Source organism: Cryobacterium sp. MDB1-18-1 (genome assembly GCF_004402735.1).
GTDB lineage: Bacteria > Actinomycetota > Actinomycetes > Actinomycetales > Microbacteriaceae > Cryobacterium > Cryobacterium glucosi.
The window spans coordinates 41,819-57,882 of the sequence record NZ_SOFR01000046.1 but is presented as its reverse complement, the minus strand read 5'-3'; the positions used below and the strand labels follow the sequence as shown (position 1 = coordinate 57,882).

Here is a 16,064-nt window from a genome sequence, read left to right as displayed (position 1 = left end):
GGGCGCTTAGGCAACGAAAGGCGCATCTGGTGGATATCCGCATTGGCATCTTCAACTCTCCCCGTGAGATCAGCTTCGAGACGTCGCAGGCCGCGACCGAGGTCGAGGAAGCGGTAGCCGCCGCCCTCTCCGGTTCGACCGGGTACCTCAAGCTCGCCGACAGCAAGGGCCGGGTGTTCATCGTCCCGACGATCGGCCTCGCCTACGTCGAGCTGGGCTCCGAGGAGTCCCGTCGCGTCGGTTTCGTCGCGTAACACCGGCATGGAACTCCTCTTCGCCGCGCTCGGCGGGGCCGTCCTCGGCCTCGCGGCACGGTACGCGCTGCCCGGGCGCACGAACCACGGTGCCGTGCTGCTGCCCGCGATCGGCACGATCGTCGCCATGGTCGTCTGGGTCGCACTCACGTGGTTCGGCTGGGCCTGGGACGGTGGCTGGATCTGGTGGGCCACCCTCATCATCGCCGGCGGGGCATCCGTCGCGGCAGGCACGACCCTCGCGCGCTCACGCGTCGACGGTGACGCACGGATGCTGCACGAGCTGATGCGCACCGGTCGCCCGGGCCGCGCCTAGGCTTCCCTCGCGCCGAGCGCGAGTGTTCCGCCGTTGCGCGTGCGGTGCGCCACCCGCGCAGCGGCGCACCGCCCGGGCTCGAACGCGGGTTCACCGCCGCATGCTCAGGCGGTGAGGCCGAGGCCGTCCATTCGCCGGGTGTGCGCGGCGATCAGTTCGGTGAAGACCGGCTCGATGCGCTCCTCGGTGGGACCGGCTGCCAGAACGACGCCGGACGGGTCAGGCGTGCCCGCGAACGCGAGCGCGGAGCGGGCGATGAGCAGGGTGTCCCCGACCAGCCGGCGGCCCCAGAGGGCCAGGTGCGAGGCGAGCGGCGCATCCGCTGCGATCGCGGCCGCGAGCTGGGTCGCGAGGATCGCGGTCCCGGCATCCTCGCCGAGAAGGTGCGCGACCCGCGGGCCGACCTCACCGGGCAGCCCGTCGGAGAGCCGGATGAAGAAGTCGTCGAGCAGGCCCCCGGCGAGGTAGCAGCTCAGCAGCAGCTCGGTCCAGTCGGCGCCGCTGATCTCGGCACGGAAGGCGTCGAGGGCCGGTACGAACGGCGCCATCACGTCGGCGGGTTCCGCTCCGCGACGGCGGATCTCGGCGACGAGGCCCTGGTGCTTGGAGAGCGCGCGCCCAGCGGCGGTGCTGAGCGCCTGCTTGGCGGCGAGGTCCGGCGCGATCGCGACGGCGCGGGCGAGGCTCTCGAAGACGCCGAGCTCGAAGTATGCGGACTGGCCCAGGAACGGGAGCAGTTCGGGGGTGAGGTCCTTGATGTCCACTTTCGTGGTCGATGGACGTTCCCCCCGGGTGGTGAGCCGGGGGATAATCTCGACGCGCTTGGCGCGCCCATCAAACCAGGAGAACACCAGCCCAGCTTAGGACAGAGCTGCGGCATCCGCGCGGCCCGACACCGACCGCGCCCGCGTGGCTTCGGCTGCTTCCCAGACAGCTCCCGGTAAGGTGAGACAAGCCATCGGCGTGGATCGGTGGCTGGTGCCCGAGGCAGAAGACGGGCGCATCTTTCGTTTCCAGCTAATGACAGGCAAACTTTCGTGACTTTCTCCGAACTCAATATCGACCAGGACCTGGTTGACGCTCTCGCCAGCAAAGGCATCCTCGAGCCGTTCCCGATCCAGCTCCAGACCATCCCGCTCGCGATGAGCGGGCAGGACATCATCGGCCAGGCCAAGACCGGCACCGGCAAGACCCTCGGCTTCGGCCTCCCCCTCATCCAGCGTCTCGGACTCGACCCCGAGCCCGGCGTGCAGGCGCTCGTGGTCGTCCCGACCCGCGAACTGTGTGTGCAGGTCAGCGAGGACCTCGAGATGGCCTCGCAGAACCGCAACACCAAGATCGTGTCCATCTACGGCGGCAAGGCGTACGAGGGCCAGATCGAGCAGCTCAAGGCCGGCGCCCAGATCGTCGTCGGCACCCCCGGCCGCCTGCTCGACCTCGCGAGCCAGCACCTGCTCAGCCTCGCCAACGTGCGCGAGATGGTCCTCGACGAGGCGGACAAGATGCTCGACCTCGGCTTCCTGTCCGACATCGAGCGGCTCTTCGCCCAGACGCCGTCGACCAGGCACACCATGCTCTTCTCCGCGACGATGCCCGGCCCGATCGTGGCCCTCGCCCGCCGGTTCATGAACCGGCCCATCCACATCCGCGCGCAGGAGCCCGACGAAGGCCTCATGCAGGCCAACATCCAGCACATCGTCTACCGTGCCCACAGCATGGACAAGGACGAGGTCATCGGCCGCATCCTGATGGCGGAGGGCCGCGGCAAGACCGTGATCTTCACCCGCACCAAGCGCGCGGCCGCCAAGCTCGTCGAGGAACTCGGCGACCGCGGCTTCAACGCGACCGCCGTCCACGGCGACCTCAACCAGGACCAGCGCGAACGCGCCATGGCCGCGTTCAAGGCAGGCAAGAAGGACATCCTGATCGCAACGGATGTCGCCGCTCGCGGAATCGACGTCGACGACGTCACCCACGTGATCAACCACACCATCCCCGAGGACGAGAAGGCGTACCTGCACCGCGTCGGGCGCACCGGGCGCGCGGGCAAGACCGGCATCGCGGTCACGTTCGTCGACTGGGACGACATGCACAAGTGGACGCTGATCAACACCGCACTCGACTTCGGCGTTCCGGTCCCCGTCGAAACGTACTCGTCCTCACCGCACCTGTACTCCGACCTCAACATCCCGGTCGGCTCGAAGGGGCGCCTGCGCATCTCGCCCGTGCGCGAGCACGCCGCGGGAAGCGGTCACTCCGACTCCGGCCGTTCGGACGGTCGCTCCGGTGGCGCCGGGCGCACCGGCGGCGCCGGCCGCTCCGGCGGATCGGGCCGCGGCGGAGACGGGGCACGCTCGGATTCGGGTCGCACCGCAGACGCCGGCCGTTCGGCTGCAGCACGCACCCGCACCCGTGTCAGCCAGTCCACCAACCCCGACGCCCCTGCTGTGACCCCCGCAGCGGGCACCCACGACGGCGGCGGAGCCCAGCACCACGACGGCAACAGCGCACCGCGCCGACGCAGCCGTTCGCGTCGCTCGGCTCCTGCGGCCGGCGGCGTCAACTAGCCGCTCCGGCCTCCAGCCGCCACTTTCGACAGAGAAGGGCGCGCCCGCTTCTGCGGGCGCGCCCTTCTGCGTGCCGCGACCGACAGCATCCGCGGCGGGTAGCTCGCTGAGGTGTCGCAGATCGAGGTTCCCGCAGCGCGCGAACCTCGATCTGCGACACCTCAGCGGGCCCTAGGCGAAGACGGGCTCCGAGCCGGTCGCCTGCTGCAGGATGCGGTCGAGCACCTCGGGCGTCGTGGTGTTCTCCCCGAGACGGTTCGGTTTGCCCTCGCCGTGGTAATCGCTCGACCCCGTGACGACGAGACCGTACTTGGTCGCGAGCGAATAGAGCCGCGCCTTCGCGGCCGTCTTGTTCTCGCGGTGCTCGAGTTCGAGCCCGAAAAGCCCCGCCTCGACGAGGCGGGCGAGCCTGGCCTCCGGGATGACGTCGCCCGCTCCGCGGGTCGCGGGGTGCGCTATGACCGGCACTCCCCCCGCCGCGACGACGAGGCCGACGGCGCGCAGCAGGTCGGGGGCGTAGTGCGGCTGGTAGTAGCCGGACTCCCAGTGCAGGATGCCCGCGAAGGCCTCGCTCCGAGTGAGGGCGAAGCCCCGGGCGACCAGGGCGTCGGCGATGTGCGGGCGGCCCACCGTCGCATCCGGTGTGGTCTGCGCGAGAACGTCATCCCAGGTGAGGGCGTAGTCGACACCGATCCTCTCGACCATCTCCTCGGCGCGGACGAGGCGGGCCTGCCGCACCCGCGCTGTCTCCGCGACGATTCCGGCATCCGAAGGGTCGAAAAGATATGCCAGCAGGTGCACGCTCGCAGACGACACCCGAGTACTGAATTCCATTCCGGGAATGAGCGTGATGCCGGCGGTGCGGGCAGTTGCGGCCGCCTCGTGCCAGCCTGCCGTGGAGTCGTGGTCGGTCAGCGCGACGGTGCCGAGACCAGCGGCGGAAGCGGCCCGCACCAGCTGGGAGGGGGTCTCCGTGCCGTCTGAAACGCTCGAGTGCGCGTGCAGGTCGATGGGACCCCTGAATTGCCGTTCGCCTGCCATGACCCCATGCTAGTTGCGCACGGACCGCCCACCGCCCGGTGCCCGCCCTCCCCTCGCCCCGGCGGCTCTCGCCGAAGATCCAGCGGGCAATGGGACAATGGGGCCATGGCCAATTCCACCGAAACCGTGCCCACCGTCACCGCCAAGCCCCGCCCGAACGAGAACCGTTCGACGACGCCGGGGTCGGACGGCTTCAAGTCCTACATCTCGAGCGGCTGGGCCGAGCGCGTCGACACGCTTCCGCCGGCCCGCGAGCAGGCGCCGTTCGCAGCGGCACGGCGTGCTCGCGTGTCCGCGATGTACCCGGGGCAGCGCCTCATCGTTCCGGCCGGCCGCCTCAAGCAGCGCTCGAACGACACCGATTACGCCTTCCGCGCCCACTCCGCCTTCTCGCACCTCACCGGCTGGGGCAGCGACGCCGAGCCCGGAGCCGTGCTCGTGCTCGAGCCGACGACGACCGGGCACGACGCGACGCTGTACTTCCGTGAGCGCGCCGGACGCGACTCCGACGAGTTCTACGCCAACGCGGACATCGGCGAGTTCTGGATCGGCCCGCGCCCCTCCATCGCCCAGGTGGCGAGCGACCTCGCCATCACCGTGCGCGGGATCGCCGACCTCGACTCTGTGCTCACGGTCGTCGACTCCGAGACGCTCGTCATCCGCGAGGCAGACCCGGCGTTCACCGTGGCCGTCGACGAGGGCCGCCTCCGCTTCGCCGCGGACAAGGTGCTCGGCGACAACGCCACGAACACTCCGTTCAGCCTCGAGGTCAACGGCGAGCACGAAACGGACGACCGTTTCGCCCGCGACCTGTCCGAGCTGCGCCTCGTGAAGGACTCCTACGAGATCGCCCAGATGCGCCTCGCGATCGCGGCCACCGGGCGGGGCTTCGAGGACGTCATTCGCGACCTGCCCCGGTCGAGCGCCCACGAACGCGGCGAACGCCTCGTCGAGGGCGTCTTCAACACCCGCGCCCGCTCCGACGGGAACGCGGTCGGGTACGACACGATCGCGGCCTCCGGCCCGCACGCGTGCATCCTGCACTGGACTCGCAACGACGGCCCGCTCAACCCGGGCGACCTGATCCTGCTCGATGCGGGTATCGAGGTCGACAGCTATTACACCGCTGACGTCACCCGCACCCTCCCCGTCGACGGCACCTTCTCCCCCGTGCAGCGTCGCGTGTATGAGGCCGTGCGCGAGGCAGCGGATGCCGCGTTCGCCGTGGCCAGGCCCGGCGCGATCTTCCGTGAGGTGCACGCCGCAGCCATGGCGGTCATCGCCCGCCGGACCGCGGAGTGGGGCATGCTCCCTGTCACCGCCGAGGAGGCGCTCAAGCCGGAGAACGGGCAGCACCGCCGGTACATGGTGCACGGCACGAGCCATCACCTCGGCATCGACGTGCACGACTGCGCCCAGGCCAGGCGCGACATGTACCTGGACGGCGTGATCGAGGCCGGGATGATCTTCACGATCGAACCGGGCCTGTACTTCCAGCCGGACGACCTCACCGTGCCGTTCGAGTTCCGCGGCATCGGTGTCCGCATCGAGGACGACGTGCTGATCACGGCGACGGGCGCCGAAAACCTGTCCGTCGGCATCCCCCGCACCGCCGACGACGTCGAGGCCTGGATCGCCTCTCTCACCGCCTGACCCGCCTCACCCGCCGCGAAAGCGGGTGAATCGTCGTTCTCACGAGGTCAAACCGACGATTCACCCGCCTTCGCGAGCCTGCGTGGGCTGTGGAGCTGCGGCTAGTCGGTGGATGCGGTGGGCGAGGCTTCCGGGGCGGGCGTGACCGCCGGAGGGGCGAACTGGCCGTACGGCGGGGCAGGCTGGTCCGGACGGGCCGCCGGGGCCGTGGGCTCCGGCTGGGCAGGCTCCGGATCGACGGACCTGACCGCGACGGGTTCCACTGTGCCGTGCAGGAGGTTGCGCGCCTTGTTCACGAGCGCGGCCTCGACGATGATCTGGTAGTTGCTCGCCATCACCTGCATCGTCGAGGTGAAGTCCCGGCGCCTGCGGTTGAGCGCGTAGCTCACAACACCGAACAGCATCCCGAATCCGGCGCCCATCAGCACCGCAGCGAGGACGAAGGGCAGTCCAGCCCCGGTCGGCGAGAAGATGAAGAACAACAGGCCGAAGAAGATTCCGAGCCAGGCGCCGGAGGCCGCACCGGCGAGGGCGACGCGTCCCCAGGTCAGTTTCCCGGTGACCCGCTCGACGGTCTTGAGGTCGTTGCCGACGATTGAGAGCTGCTTGACCGGGAAATCAGCCTTCGCCAGGGTGTCGACTGCGGCCTGCGCCTCGGCATACGTCTCATAGGTCGCGAGCACCTCGCCCTTGGGTAAAACGGGGAACAGGGCCGGACCGCGATTGCCAAAAGGGTTCTGATTGCTCATGCCGCCATTCTTCCACAGCACGCCGAAGGGCCGCAGGTGGCCTACATTTGTAACGTGACTGCCACCAGAGTCTTCGTCGCCCGATTGGCCGGGTGTTCCGTCTTCGACCCCGCGGGCGACCGCGTCGGCAAGGTCCGTGACGTGCTCGTGGTCTACCGAAAAGACGATCCGCCCCTCGCGGTCGGACTCATTGTGGAAATCCCGGGCAAGCGCCGCGTCTTCGTGTCGATGAGCCGGGTCACGAGCATCGGCTCCGGCCAGATCATCACGACCGGCCTGATCAACGTGCGCCGCTTCGAACAGCGCGGCGGCGAGGTCCGCGTCATTGCCGAGCTCCTGGGCCGCGAGGTCATCTTCAACGACGGCTCCGGCGAGGCGACCGTCGAGGACGTGTCGATCGAGGAGACCAAGCAGGGAGCCTGGGAGATCGCCCAGCTCTTCGTCCGCCGTCCCAAGGCGAGCGTGTCCCTCTTCGCGAAGGGCGCGACGACGTTCGCCACCTGGAGCGACGTCCGCGAGAAGACCACCGTCGGCCAGGCCCAGTCCGCCGAGCAGCTCATCGCGACCTATTCCGACCTCAAGCCCGCCGACCTCGCCAACACGATGCTCGACCTTCCGCCCGAGCGCATGCACGAGGTCGCGAGCGAGCTTCCCGACGGCCGCCTCGCCGACGTCCTCGAGGAGATGCCGGAGACCGAACAGGTCGCCATCCTCACCCGGCTCGGCGACGCCCGCGCCGCCGACGTGCTCGACCACATGCAACCGGACGACGCAGCCGACCTCATCGCCCAGCTGCCTGAGGAACACGGCGAGCAGCTGCTCGACCTGATGGAGCCGGAGGAAGCCGACGACGTGCGCTTCCTGCTCACCTACGCGCCGGACACGGCCGGTGGCCTGATGACGACGGAGCCCATCATCGTCTCCGCCGACGCGACCGTCGCAGAGGGCCTCGCCCTGATCCGCCGCCACGACCTCGCGCCAGCGCTCGGAGCTGCGATCTGCGTCACCCTCCCGCCGTACGAGCCGCCGACCGGCCGTTTCCTCGGCATGGTGCATTTCCAGCGGATGCTGCGCTACCCGCCGCACGAGCGCCTCGGCACGCTGCTCGACCAGGGTCTCGACCCCGTCACCGCAGACACCTCGGCCGCGGAGGTCACCCGGATCCTCGCGAGCTACGACCTCGTCTCCGTTCCCGTTGTCGACGACAACCACCGACTCGTCGGGGTGGTGACAATTGACGATGTCCTCGACTACCTGTTGCCAGACGACTGGCGAAGTCACGACGGCAATGACGATGTACGCCGCCGGGCAGCCGCCCGCAGCGAGCTGAAGACGGGAAGCATCCCGCTGCCACACGGACGGAGGACCGGCAATGGCCCGAAGTGATCGCTCGGATCAGCGCCTCGACTCGCCCAAGGGCCTGCGCGTCGCTCCCCTGTCGCGAACCAGGAACCGCAATCGCAACCGCGACCGGCCGTCGAGCGACCGTTTCGGCCGGCTGACAGAGGCCATCGCCCGCGGCATGGGCACCCCGTGGTTCCTGCTCGGGCTCACGCTTTTCGTTCTCTTCTGGATGGGCTGGAACACCCTCGCCCCCGTCGCATGGCGCTTCGACTCCGTCGCGCTCGGCTTCATCGCACTCACCCTCGTGCTCTCGATGCAGGCCTCCTATGCCGCCCCGATGATCCTGCTCGCGCAGAACCGTCAGGACGACCGCGACAGGGTCCAGTTCGAACAGGACCGGCAGCGCGCCGAACGCAACCTCGCCGACACCGAGTACCTCGCCCGCGAGGTCGTCGCCCTCCGCCTCGGCATGAAGGACCTCGCCTCCCGCGACTTCCTCCGCAGCGAACTCCGCGCCCTGCTCGAGAACCTCGAACAGCGTGAGGACGAGGAGAAGCGCAGCCGCAAACGCTCCCGCAAGGGCGACCGCGAGCGGGAAATCGACCACGACCACGACCACGACCGCGAGGCAGGCCAGGACAGGGCAACAGCCACGGCGCAGGCGACGGCACGGGGCGTCGAACCCACAACCGCACCAGCTGCGTCAGCCGTACCCGCACCATCAGCCGCACCGGCAACGCCCGCCTCACCCCCGGCATCCGCCAGGACCATCGAGGAGCGACCCCCGATTGGCCGCTGACTCGCCCCTGGCACCGGGTACGGCAACCGCCGACCCCGCCGGGATCGACGCCAGGGTCGGCGCTGCGCTCTCCCGGGTGATCGACCCGGAGATCCGCAAGCCGATCACCGAGCTCGGCATGGTCGCCGGGGTGCACACCGGGACCGGGCACACCACCGTCGACCTGCTGCTCACGATCGCCGGATGCCCCGCCGCACGCCAGATCGAACGGGACGTGCTCGAGACGGCAGAGTCCGTCGCCGGTCCAGGACACGTGACCGTGTCGGTCGGCGTGATGACCCGTGAGCAGCGCCGCACGATGACCGAGAAACTCCGCGGCGGCGCGGCCGCGCGCACGACGCAGTTCGGTGCGGGTTCCCTCACCCGGGTCTACCTCGTGACGAGCGGCAAGGGCGGCGTCGGCAAGTCGACGATCACGGCGAACCTCGCCGTCGCGCTCTCCGGCCGCGGCCTCAAGGTCGGCGTCGTCGACGCGGATGTCTACGGTTTCTCCATTCCCGGACTGCTCGGCCTCGTCACGCCCGGCGTCGACGGCGCCAAGGGGACAGCGGTCAAACCGACCAGGGTCGGCGACATGATCCTGCCGCCGATCAATTACGACGTGAAGGTCATCTCGATCGGCATGTTCGTGGAGGACGGCGGCGTCGCGGTCGCCTGGCGCGGGCCGATGCTGCACCGGACGATCACCCAGTTCCTCACCGAGGTCTACTTCGGCGACCTCGACGTGCTCCTGCTCGACCTCCCGCCAGGGACCGGCGACGTGGCGATCTCGATCGGTCAGCTGCTGCCCCAGGCCGAGGTCATCGTCGTGACGACCCCGCAGCCCGCCGCGGCGGACATCGCCGAACGCAGCGGCGTCGTCGCCCGCCAGACCGGGCAGACCATCTTCGGCGTGATCGAGAACATGTCCGGCGCCCTCCAGCCCGACGGCAGCCTGCTCGAGCTCTTCGGCGCCGGAGGCGGAGCCGAGGTCGCGCGGCGACTCTCGGCCGGCCAGGACACGCCGGTGCCGCTCCTGGCGAGCGTCCCTCTCAGCGTTCCGCTCCGCACCGGCGGCGACGACGGTCGCCCGGTCGTGCTGAGCGACCCGCTCGACCCGGCGGCCCTCGCGATCGACGCGGTCGCCGAGCGGCTGTTCTCCCGCGCCCGCGGCCTCTCCGGCCGCAGCCTCGGCGTCTCCCTCAAATAACGCCGGTCACCGCGCCGCGCGCCCGGGCGTGAGGTGTCGCATATCGACGTTCACACGGCCCGCGAACGTCGATGTGCGACACCTCAAGGTCGGGACGACGCTAGGGCTCGAGGTCGGCGAACAGCTCGGGCTGCGGGTCCGCGAACAGTTCGGGCTGCGAGGTCGGCGCGGCCGTACTCGTCGGCGGCTGCGGACGCCGCACGTGCACGGCCGCACCGGCGGCGAGGTACACCTCCCGCGGCTTGCCGGCATCGGACTGCTTGACCGAGGAGATCCAGATCGCCTCCGGGTGAACGTCACGGCCCGCACGGACGTCCTCCGCGGTCCGGAGCTTGGCCACGCGGTGGAGCACGCCGCCGAACCAGATCTTCGCGACGATGTCGGCGACGGTGAGCATGATCTGCATGACCACGACGAGCGTCCCACCGGAGCCGACGAGCGGCATCGCGTACACGATCGGGTACACCGCCCACGAGGACAGCAGCAGGATGGTCGCGGAGCGCAGCAGTGCGGCCGAATCCACCGTGAGCACGGGCAGGGAGCGCCGCACCACGCTCGCGAGCAGGGCCGTCGTCGCCAGCCAGAACACTCCGGCGGCGATCCCCCACCCGACGAGCGCGGCGGCATCCGTGCCCCCCGAGGCGACGATCGCGCCCAGGTACGCCAGGAACACCATGAAGAAACCGCCGGCCATCGCGATCAGGCGGATGCGCCGGGCCACGCCGCCGAGGACGACGCACACGGCGAGGAGCTCGATGACGACGAGGGGAACCGCAACCGACCACTCGACGTAGCGCACGCCGAAGGTGAGGAGCGCAAGCCCGTTGGGCACGAACTCCGCGCCTTCACGGGTATACCCGAAGAGAAGACCGGACAGGAGGACGAGGTAGGACAGGAACATGGCGCTCATGATGCCGAGCCGCGCGACAACGGCGGTCCGGTACCGGGCGCCGACCTCCCCCCGGGTCACCCAGGCCCGCAGGAAACCCACGAAGAAGCACAGGGCGCCCATCCCCACGAAATAGCAGATGAGCTGGTACTGGGCCGGGGAGAGTCCGGCCTCCCACGGGGCGGCCAGGGATCGGACTAACACGGATACCCTTCATCAGCGACGGTGTCTTCGAAACGTGAGTGCGTCAGGAACGAGCAGGAGAGCCAGGAGCGAACGGTCGTGGAACGAGTGTCAGGATCGTGATTTCAGGACAGGGACGACCGGCGGCGGTTCCACGGAGAAGAACAGGCCGCCCGCGCTGTTCGCCGACACCATCAGCCGCTCGATCCAGTCCCGGTTGATGTTCGGCACCCGGCTGACCGAATAGCGGTAATAGAGTGTGCTGCTGGCATCGAGCCAGATGGCGCTGCGCCCGCTCTCGGTCTCGTCATCGGCCGACTCCGTCCACGAAAAAATGAAGCCCTCCCTGCGCCGCAGTTTCGTCGTAATGACGATCTGCAGGTGCATCAGGGCACGATCCTCAAAACTGACCACAATTCCTGGACTGCCGTACAACAACGTACCCATGAGCTCCCCCTCCGGATGGCTTACTCTAACGGACGAATCCCCCGCCGCCTAGCAGCTGCTATCCGGACGCGTCACCGGCTCCACCGAGCGTAGCCGCATGGTCGGGGACGGTGCGGTTGAGTTCGCGCGGCGGACGCTCGTAGTCGGCGCCCTGCGGCCGATGCGGAATCGAGACCCGCGGCGGTTCACGGTGCTCGTACGGCACGATCGAGAGCAGATGGTTGATCATGTTGAGCCTGGCCGCGAGCTTGTCCTCGCTCTCGACGACCCACCAGGGCGCCTCGGCGATGTCGGTGTGCACGAACATCTCATCCTTGGCCTTGGAGTAGTCCACCCACTTCGTGATCGAGAGCAGGTCGGTCTCCGAGAGCTTCCAGCGACGCATCGGGTCCTTGAGCCTCGAGCGGAACCGGGCCTCCTGCTCGTGGTCGGATACGGAGAACCAATACTTGACGAGGAGGATCCCGTCCTCGACCAGCATCCGCTCGAAGAGGGGCGCCTGGTGCAGGAACCGGCGGTACTCGTCGGGGGTGCAGTACCCCATCACGCGTTCGACGCCGGCCCGGTTGTACCAGGAGCGGTCCATCAGCACCATCTCCCCCGTCGACGGCAGGTGCTCGATGTACCGCTGGAAATACCACTGGCCACGCTCACGGTCTGTCGGCACCGGCAGCGCGACGATCCGGGCGATCCGCGGATTCAGGTACTCCGTGACCCGCTTGATGGCCGAGCCCTTGCCCGCAGCATCGCGGCCCTCGAAGATCACGACGATGCGGGCGCCCGACTCGCGCACCCACTCCTGCATGGCGACGAGCTCCGTCTGCAGCCTGCGCAGCTCGGCGTTGTATTCGGCCTTGCGGATCCTGCCTGGTGTGGGTTTCTTCTTCGCCATCCCCGACCTTTCGTTCGCGTGATGACAGCCTAGGAGCCAGAACGACCCGGATGGCTCTATCCGGCGCGGGCGAGTCTGTCTATCCTGTTCCGAACAGTCGCGGGCGACAGGTTAGGAGCGGGATGGCGCTGGAACACCGCACCCTCATTTCCTCGGTCCAGCGCGCCCTGAGGATCGTTGACATCGTCTCGGGCGCCCCCCGGCCGATGCCCGTCAAGGCGGTCGCCCAGGCCTCGGGGCTCAGCCTCGGCACGGCGTACAACCTGACCAGGACCCTCGTGCACGAGGGCTATCTCGGCACGGAGCCCGACGGCCTCGTCCTCGGGCTCCGGTTCCCGAGCCTCCGCGACGCAGACGCCGGCGTCTTTCTCGCCCGGGTGCGCCACACCCTCCGCCAGGTTGCCGGGGAGAACGGCGCGACGGCGTACCTCGCGCGCTTCAGCGACGGGAGGGTGGGCCTCATCGACATCGTCGACGCCGCGGGCACCCCGAGATCCGAGCCGTGGACAGGGCTCAGCGCCAGCCCGTACGCCTCCGCACTCGGCCGCCAGATCCTCTCCCAGCTCAGCCGCGAGCAGCGCGCCGACTTCCTCGCCGCGCACGGCCGTCCGCCGGGGGCCCACGCCGCGCCGGGGGCGCCAGACGCCCGTGGCATCCCCGCCGCGCACGCTGCCCATGCCGCATACGCCGCAAACGGTTCGAACGCTGCGCACCTGGCAGGCCCGGCGAGCGTGACGAACGCGGGCACGGCCGCCGGCACACACACGGCAACGCACCTCTATGGCACGGTCACGCTCCCCCGCCCGGCGGATGCCCGCGGCACGCACCAGGGAGCGGCCCACGGCAACGCGTGCCTCGCGGTCCCGGTGCGGGCGCCCGGCGTGATCGCCGCCCTCGGTGTCGCCGTGATCGGGGAGTGGGGGACAGCCGAACTCGGCGCGCTCACGCTGCGGTTGCGCGCATCGGCGAACGCTCTCGCGGCGCAGCTCGGCGCCGAACGGCCCGTGCAGGCCCGTGCCTGAGCGGACGGCCGTTGTCGGGTGCTGCTACGTGGCCTCCGAGTCGAACGGAGCGGGTTCCGCCGGCGCGAGGGCGTTCTCCTTCGCCCGCTTCCTGGACAGGTATGCGCCGTTCGGGTTCGGCGACACCCGGGACACGACGGCGGACTGCTCCTTGACCGGTTCATCCTCGATGAGGGCCTCACGGATGATCCGGCGCGGGTCGTACTGGCGCGGGTCGAGCTTCTTCCAGTCGACGTCGTCGAATTCGGGGCCCATCTCGTCGCGCATGCGTTCCTTGGCGCCGTTGGCCAGGTCCCGGAGCTGCCGGACGAGCCGGGCGAGCTGGGCCGCGTAGTGGGGAAGCTTCTCGGGTCCGAGCAGGAAGACGGCGACGATCCCGACCAGGAGGAGCTTCTCGAACGTCAAACCAAGCATAGGTTGAGGATAACGCGCGGCGGGGCCTCCGCCGACCGGCGGGGAGCCCCCTTAAGCTGGACCCATACAAAACTGGAGTTGCACCGTGTCTGACAAAGATTTGAACTGGAAGTTTTCCGACGACTCTGTCGTTGAGAGCGAGGCCGTCATCCGGGCGCGCCAGCAGTCGCTCGAGCTCGGCATCGACGCGATCTCCCCGGCGGTCGGTGCCCAGTCGGCCGTGATCGCCGCAGCGACCGGAGCACGCAGCATCCTCGAGGTCGGCACGGGGGCCGGCGTCTCCGGCATCTGGCTCCTGACCGGGGCGCCAGGGGCTACCCTCACCTCGATCGACACCGAGGTCGACCACCAGCAGCACGCCCGCGCCCTGTTCACGGAGGCGAAGATCCCGGCGAACCGGGTACGGCTGATCACGGGCAAGGCAGCGGATGTCCTCCCCCGGATGAACGAGAACTCGTACGACATCGTCTTCATCGACGCCGACCCGCAGTCGGTCATCGAATACGTCGAGCACGGGCTGCGGCTGGCCCGGCCGGGCGGAACCGTGCTCGTGGCCCACGCCCTCTGGCGCGGCCGCGTCGCGAACCCGGCGCAGCGCGACGAGGTCGCCACCGGCTTCCGCACCCTGCTGAGCGAGATCAGCGGCTCGACCGCCGTGATCAGCGCCCTGTCGCCCGTCGGCGACGGCCTGCTGCAGATCACCAAGCTCCGCGCGTAGCGCAACGGCACGAAAAAGATCGGCCGTGCAGCAGGGCTGCACGGCCGATCCGTAATTCTCCTCGGTTACGAGGTGGAGACGTGATCTCCGACGCTAGGCAACCGGGCGTACTACGCCGGCGAGTGCATCGTGAAGCTCCTTGGCTTCCGCGTCGTTCACAGAGACGACGAGTCGTCCTCCGCCCTCGAGCGGAACACGCACAATGATCAGGCGCCCCTCCTTTACAGCCTCCATTGGCCCGTCTCCGGTCCGTGGCTTCATGGCCGCCATGAACTCCCCTTCCACTCATTCGTCTGAACTTCTATTATCGACCATCGCGGCCCGAGACGAAAATTCACGAGGTCCGGGCGGGTAACGAAGGCGGTCGCGCACGGTTAGGGCGGCGTCCAGTCCTTACCGTCGACGCCCCAGCAGATCAGCAGCCACCCCCACTGGCCGAGGACGCACAGCACCACGATCCCGATCCGGTACCAGAGCCGTTTCGGCTGCGCGATCGCGCCGAGCACCGGGAACATCGGCATCAGCAGCCGGAAGGTGCTCGATTGCGGGAAGAAGACCGCGAAGAGGTAGAGCCCGTATGCGGCGAGCCAGAATCTCAGGTCCACGCCGAGCCGGCGGACCGCGGGAGTGAACAGCAGGACGGCGAAGCCGACGACGAGCGCGAGCACCACGACGATGCCGAGCGGTGTGCCGAGCCACCAGATCCCGCCCTGGAACCAGGCTGTGAAGGGCACGAGTTCCTGGTAACCGATGTACGAGGACCGCCAGGCGAGCTCGGTGTCGGTGTATGCGGTCGCCGAGCCGGTCGCGATCCAGGCGATGAGCGGCCAGGCGAAGCCGCTGAGGGCGCTGAAGACGGTGACGGATGCAGCGGTGAGGCGTTCTGCCGCTGGGAACGGGTCGCTGCGACGGGTCAGCCAGCGATGCACGATGTGGAACCCGAGTGCGAGGGCGAAGGCGAGGCCGCTCGGCCGGGTGAACGCCATCACCGCGACCACGGGGAACAGCAGCACGTAGCGCCGTTCGAGGAGCAGCAGGAGGGCGAGGGTGAGGAAGAAGAGGTACATCGCCTCGGCGTAGCCGAACTGCAGGATCGGGGTCAGGGGCGCGACGCAGAACAGCACGACGGCGAACAGTGCGGTGCCGCGGCCCTGGACGCGCAGCATCAGCCGGTAGAAGACCAGGGTGGCCCCGAGGCTGAAGGCGAGCGAGACGACCACGGCGGCCGGCGCCCACGGCGCCCCGGTGAGGAACATCAGGACGCGCACGACGGCGGGGTAACCGGGCAGGAACGCCCACGCGTTCTCGCCGATGTGGCCGGTGCTCGTGACGGGCAGCACCGCCGGGTAGCCGGACACGGCGACGATGTTGTACCAGCGGGCGTCCCAGATGTTGGCGAAGTCGAAGTACCCCGGGCTGGCGCCGGTCCACGGGTTCGCGCCCTGGACGCGCGCCAGGATCAGGACGAGGGTGGTCGTCACAACGCGGGACAGCACCCAGATGCCGGCGACACCGGCCCACCATGGGGCCAGCCGGGCGCGGGCCCGCCAGCGGGCCGGCAGCATCCGCTGCAGCGCCTGGGACGGT

At 69.3% G+C, this 16,064-nt stretch carries 18 protein-coding genes; 9 read left to right on the top strand and 9 right to left on the bottom strand.

What is annotated here, in order from left to right:
* The first annotated feature begins 29 nt into the window (after window positions 1-29).
* Complete coding sequence (locus tag E3O50_RS12020) at window positions 30-254, top strand: DUF3107 domain-containing protein (protein ID WP_134449555.1); 225 nt, start codon at window positions 30-32, stop codon at window positions 252-254.
* Window positions 255-261: 7 nt separating this feature from the next.
* On the top strand, window positions 262-570 hold the full coding sequence (locus E3O50_RS12015; protein ID WP_134449554.1) for a hypothetical protein: 309 nt from the start codon (window positions 262-264) through the stop codon (window positions 568-570).
* 104 nt (window positions 571-674) lie between these two features.
* Here the strand turns inward: E3O50_RS12015 and E3O50_RS12010 are convergent, their stop codons facing one another.
* Window positions 675-1,421: a ferritin-like fold-containing protein gene (locus tag E3O50_RS12010; RefSeq protein ID WP_134449553.1), complete on the bottom strand. Its 747-nt coding sequence runs from the start codon at window positions 1,419-1,421 to the stop codon at window positions 675-677.
* A gap of 186 nt (window positions 1,422-1,607) precedes the next feature.
* Here E3O50_RS12010 and E3O50_RS12005 point away from each other — a divergent pair, with 186 nt between their 5' ends.
* Window positions 1,608-3,137 carry a DEAD/DEAH box helicase gene (locus tag E3O50_RS12005; protein ID WP_134559125.1) on the top strand — a complete coding sequence of 510 codons (1,530 nt, stop codon included), beginning with the start codon at window positions 1,608-1,610 and terminating at the stop codon, window positions 3,135-3,137.
* Window positions 3,138-3,308: 171 nt separating this feature from the next.
* Here the strand turns inward: E3O50_RS12005 and E3O50_RS12000 are convergent, their stop codons facing one another.
* On the bottom strand, window positions 3,309-4,178 hold the full coding sequence (locus E3O50_RS12000; RefSeq protein WP_134559123.1) for a PHP domain-containing protein: 870 nt from the start codon (window positions 4,176-4,178) through the stop codon (window positions 3,309-3,311).
* Between the two features lie 105 nt (window positions 4,179-4,283).
* Between E3O50_RS12000 and E3O50_RS11995 the strand changes: the two genes are divergently transcribed.
* Window positions 4,284-5,831, top strand: coding sequence for an aminopeptidase P family protein (locus E3O50_RS11995; RefSeq protein WP_174774611.1), 1,548 nt, complete (start codon window positions 4,284-4,286; stop codon window positions 5,829-5,831).
* Window positions 5,832-5,932: 101 nt separating this feature from the next.
* Here E3O50_RS11995 and E3O50_RS11990 read toward each other — a convergent pair whose 3' ends face one another.
* Window positions 5,933-6,580: a general stress protein gene (locus tag E3O50_RS11990; RefSeq protein WP_134449549.1), complete on the bottom strand. Its 648-nt coding sequence runs from the start codon at window positions 6,578-6,580 to the stop codon at window positions 5,933-5,935.
* Window positions 6,581-6,634: 54 nt separating this feature from the next.
* On the opposite strand from E3O50_RS11990, the gene E3O50_RS11985 reads away from it, so the two are divergent.
* The 3 genes from E3O50_RS11985 to E3O50_RS11975 are packed head-to-tail and all read left to right on the top strand — an operon-like array spanning window position 6,635 to window position 9,912.
* Window positions 6,635-7,966: a CBS domain-containing protein gene (locus tag E3O50_RS11985; protein WP_134449548.1), complete on the top strand. Its 1,332-nt coding sequence runs from the start codon at window positions 6,635-6,637 to the stop codon at window positions 7,964-7,966.
* Window positions 7,953-8,723, top strand: a complete 771-nt coding sequence (locus E3O50_RS11980; protein ID WP_134559120.1) for a DUF1003 domain-containing protein — start codon at window positions 7,953-7,955, stop codon at window positions 8,721-8,723. The genes E3O50_RS11985 and E3O50_RS11980 overlap by 14 nt, the downstream gene beginning before the upstream one ends.
* On the top strand, window positions 8,713-9,912 hold the full coding sequence (locus tag E3O50_RS11975) for a P-loop NTPase (protein WP_134559118.1): 1,200 nt from the start codon (window positions 8,713-8,715) through the stop codon (window positions 9,910-9,912). Before E3O50_RS11980 ends, E3O50_RS11975 begins: the two co-directional genes overlap by 11 nt.
* Before the next feature lie 100 nt (window positions 9,913-10,012).
* On the opposite strand, the gene E3O50_RS11970 is transcribed toward E3O50_RS11975, so the two are convergent.
* The 3 genes from E3O50_RS11970 to ppk2 all read right to left on the bottom strand — a co-directional run bounded on the left by E3O50_RS11970 (window position 10,013) and on the right by ppk2 (window position 12,323).
* Complete coding sequence (locus tag E3O50_RS11970) at window positions 10,013-11,005, bottom strand: bacteriorhodopsin (RefSeq protein WP_134559116.1); 993 nt, start codon at window positions 11,003-11,005, stop codon at window positions 10,013-10,015.
* Window positions 11,006-11,095: 90 nt separating this feature from the next.
* A complete protein-coding gene (locus E3O50_RS11965) occupies window positions 11,096-11,371 on the bottom strand; it encodes an ATP-dependent DNA ligase (protein ID WP_241975346.1) in 276 nt (91 codons plus the stop codon).
* Window positions 11,372-11,489: 118 nt separating this feature from the next.
* Complete coding sequence (ppk2, locus tag E3O50_RS11960) at window positions 11,490-12,323, bottom strand: polyphosphate kinase 2 (RefSeq protein WP_174774610.1); 834 nt, start codon at window positions 12,321-12,323, stop codon at window positions 11,490-11,492.
* Between the two features lie 122 nt (window positions 12,324-12,445).
* Here ppk2 and E3O50_RS11955 point away from each other — a divergent pair, with 122 nt between their 5' ends.
* Window positions 12,446-13,345, top strand: coding sequence for a helix-turn-helix domain-containing protein (locus tag E3O50_RS11955; RefSeq protein WP_134559114.1), 900 nt, complete (start codon window positions 12,446-12,448; stop codon window positions 13,343-13,345).
* Between the two features lie 24 nt (window positions 13,346-13,369).
* Here E3O50_RS11955 and E3O50_RS11950 read toward each other — a convergent pair whose 3' ends face one another.
* Window positions 13,370-13,759 (bottom strand): Sec-independent protein translocase TatB, encoded by a 390-nt coding sequence (locus tag E3O50_RS11950; RefSeq protein ID WP_134449542.1) that lies wholly within the window; start codon window positions 13,757-13,759, stop codon window positions 13,370-13,372.
* An 85-nt stretch (window positions 13,760-13,844) separates the two neighbouring features.
* Here E3O50_RS11950 and E3O50_RS11945 point away from each other — a divergent pair, with 85 nt between their 5' ends.
* Entirely contained in the window at window positions 13,845-14,477 is a 633-nt protein-coding gene (locus E3O50_RS11945) for an O-methyltransferase (protein WP_134449541.1), read from the top strand.
* Between the two features lie 93 nt (window positions 14,478-14,570).
* On the opposite strand, the gene E3O50_RS11940 is transcribed toward E3O50_RS11945, so the two are convergent.
* The gene (locus E3O50_RS11940) at window positions 14,571-14,747 is read right to left on the bottom strand and encodes a DUF3117 domain-containing protein (RefSeq protein ID WP_134449540.1); all 177 of its coding nucleotides are present in this window, start codon (window positions 14,745-14,747) and stop codon (window positions 14,571-14,573) included.
* 104 nt (window positions 14,748-14,851) lie between these two features.
* Window positions 14,852-16,042, bottom strand: coding sequence for a hypothetical protein (locus E3O50_RS11935; RefSeq protein ID WP_134449539.1), 1,191 nt, complete (start codon window positions 16,040-16,042; stop codon window positions 14,852-14,854).
* Between the last annotated feature and the right edge of the window lie 22 nt (window positions 16,043-16,064).

Bases quoted from the DNA above. Each gene is read 5' to 3' on its own strand.
- E3O50_RS11965 (WP_241975346.1), bottom strand. From the start codon at position 11,371: ATGCACCTGCAGATCGTCATTACGACGAAACTGCGGCGCAGGGAGGGC.
- E3O50_RS11990 (WP_134449549.1), bottom strand. From the start codon at position 6,580: ATGAGCAATCAGAACCCTTTTGGCAATCGCGGTCCGGCCCTGTTCCCC.
- E3O50_RS11955 (WP_134559114.1), top strand. From the start codon at position 12,446: ATGGCGCTGGAACACCGCACCCTCATTTCCTCGGTCCAGCGCGCCCTG.
- E3O50_RS11995 (WP_174774611.1), top strand. From the start codon at position 4,284: ATGGCCAATTCCACCGAAACCGTGCCCACCGTCACCGCCAAGCCCCGC.
- E3O50_RS11935 (WP_134449539.1), bottom strand. From the start codon at position 16,042: ATGCTGCCGGCCCGCTGGCGGGCCCGCGCCCGGCTGGCCCCATGGTGG.
- E3O50_RS12000 (WP_134559123.1), bottom strand. From the start codon at position 4,178: ATGGCAGGCGAACGGCAATTCAGGGGTCCCATCGACCTGCACGCGCAC.
- E3O50_RS12015 (WP_134449554.1), top strand. From the start codon at position 262: ATGGAACTCCTCTTCGCCGCGCTCGGCGGGGCCGTCCTCGGCCTCGCG.
- ppk2 (WP_174774610.1), bottom strand. From the start codon at position 12,323: ATGGCGAAGAAGAAACCCACACCAGGCAGGATCCGCAAGGCCGAATAC.
- E3O50_RS11950 (WP_134449542.1), bottom strand. From the start codon at position 13,759: ATGCTTGGTTTGACGTTCGAGAAGCTCCTCCTGGTCGGGATCGTCGCC.
- E3O50_RS11940 (WP_134449540.1), bottom strand. From the start codon at position 14,747: ATGGCGGCCATGAAGCCACGGACCGGAGACGGGCCAATGGAGGCTGTA.
- E3O50_RS11980 (WP_134559120.1), top strand. From the start codon at position 7,953: ATGGCCCGAAGTGATCGCTCGGATCAGCGCCTCGACTCGCCCAAGGGC.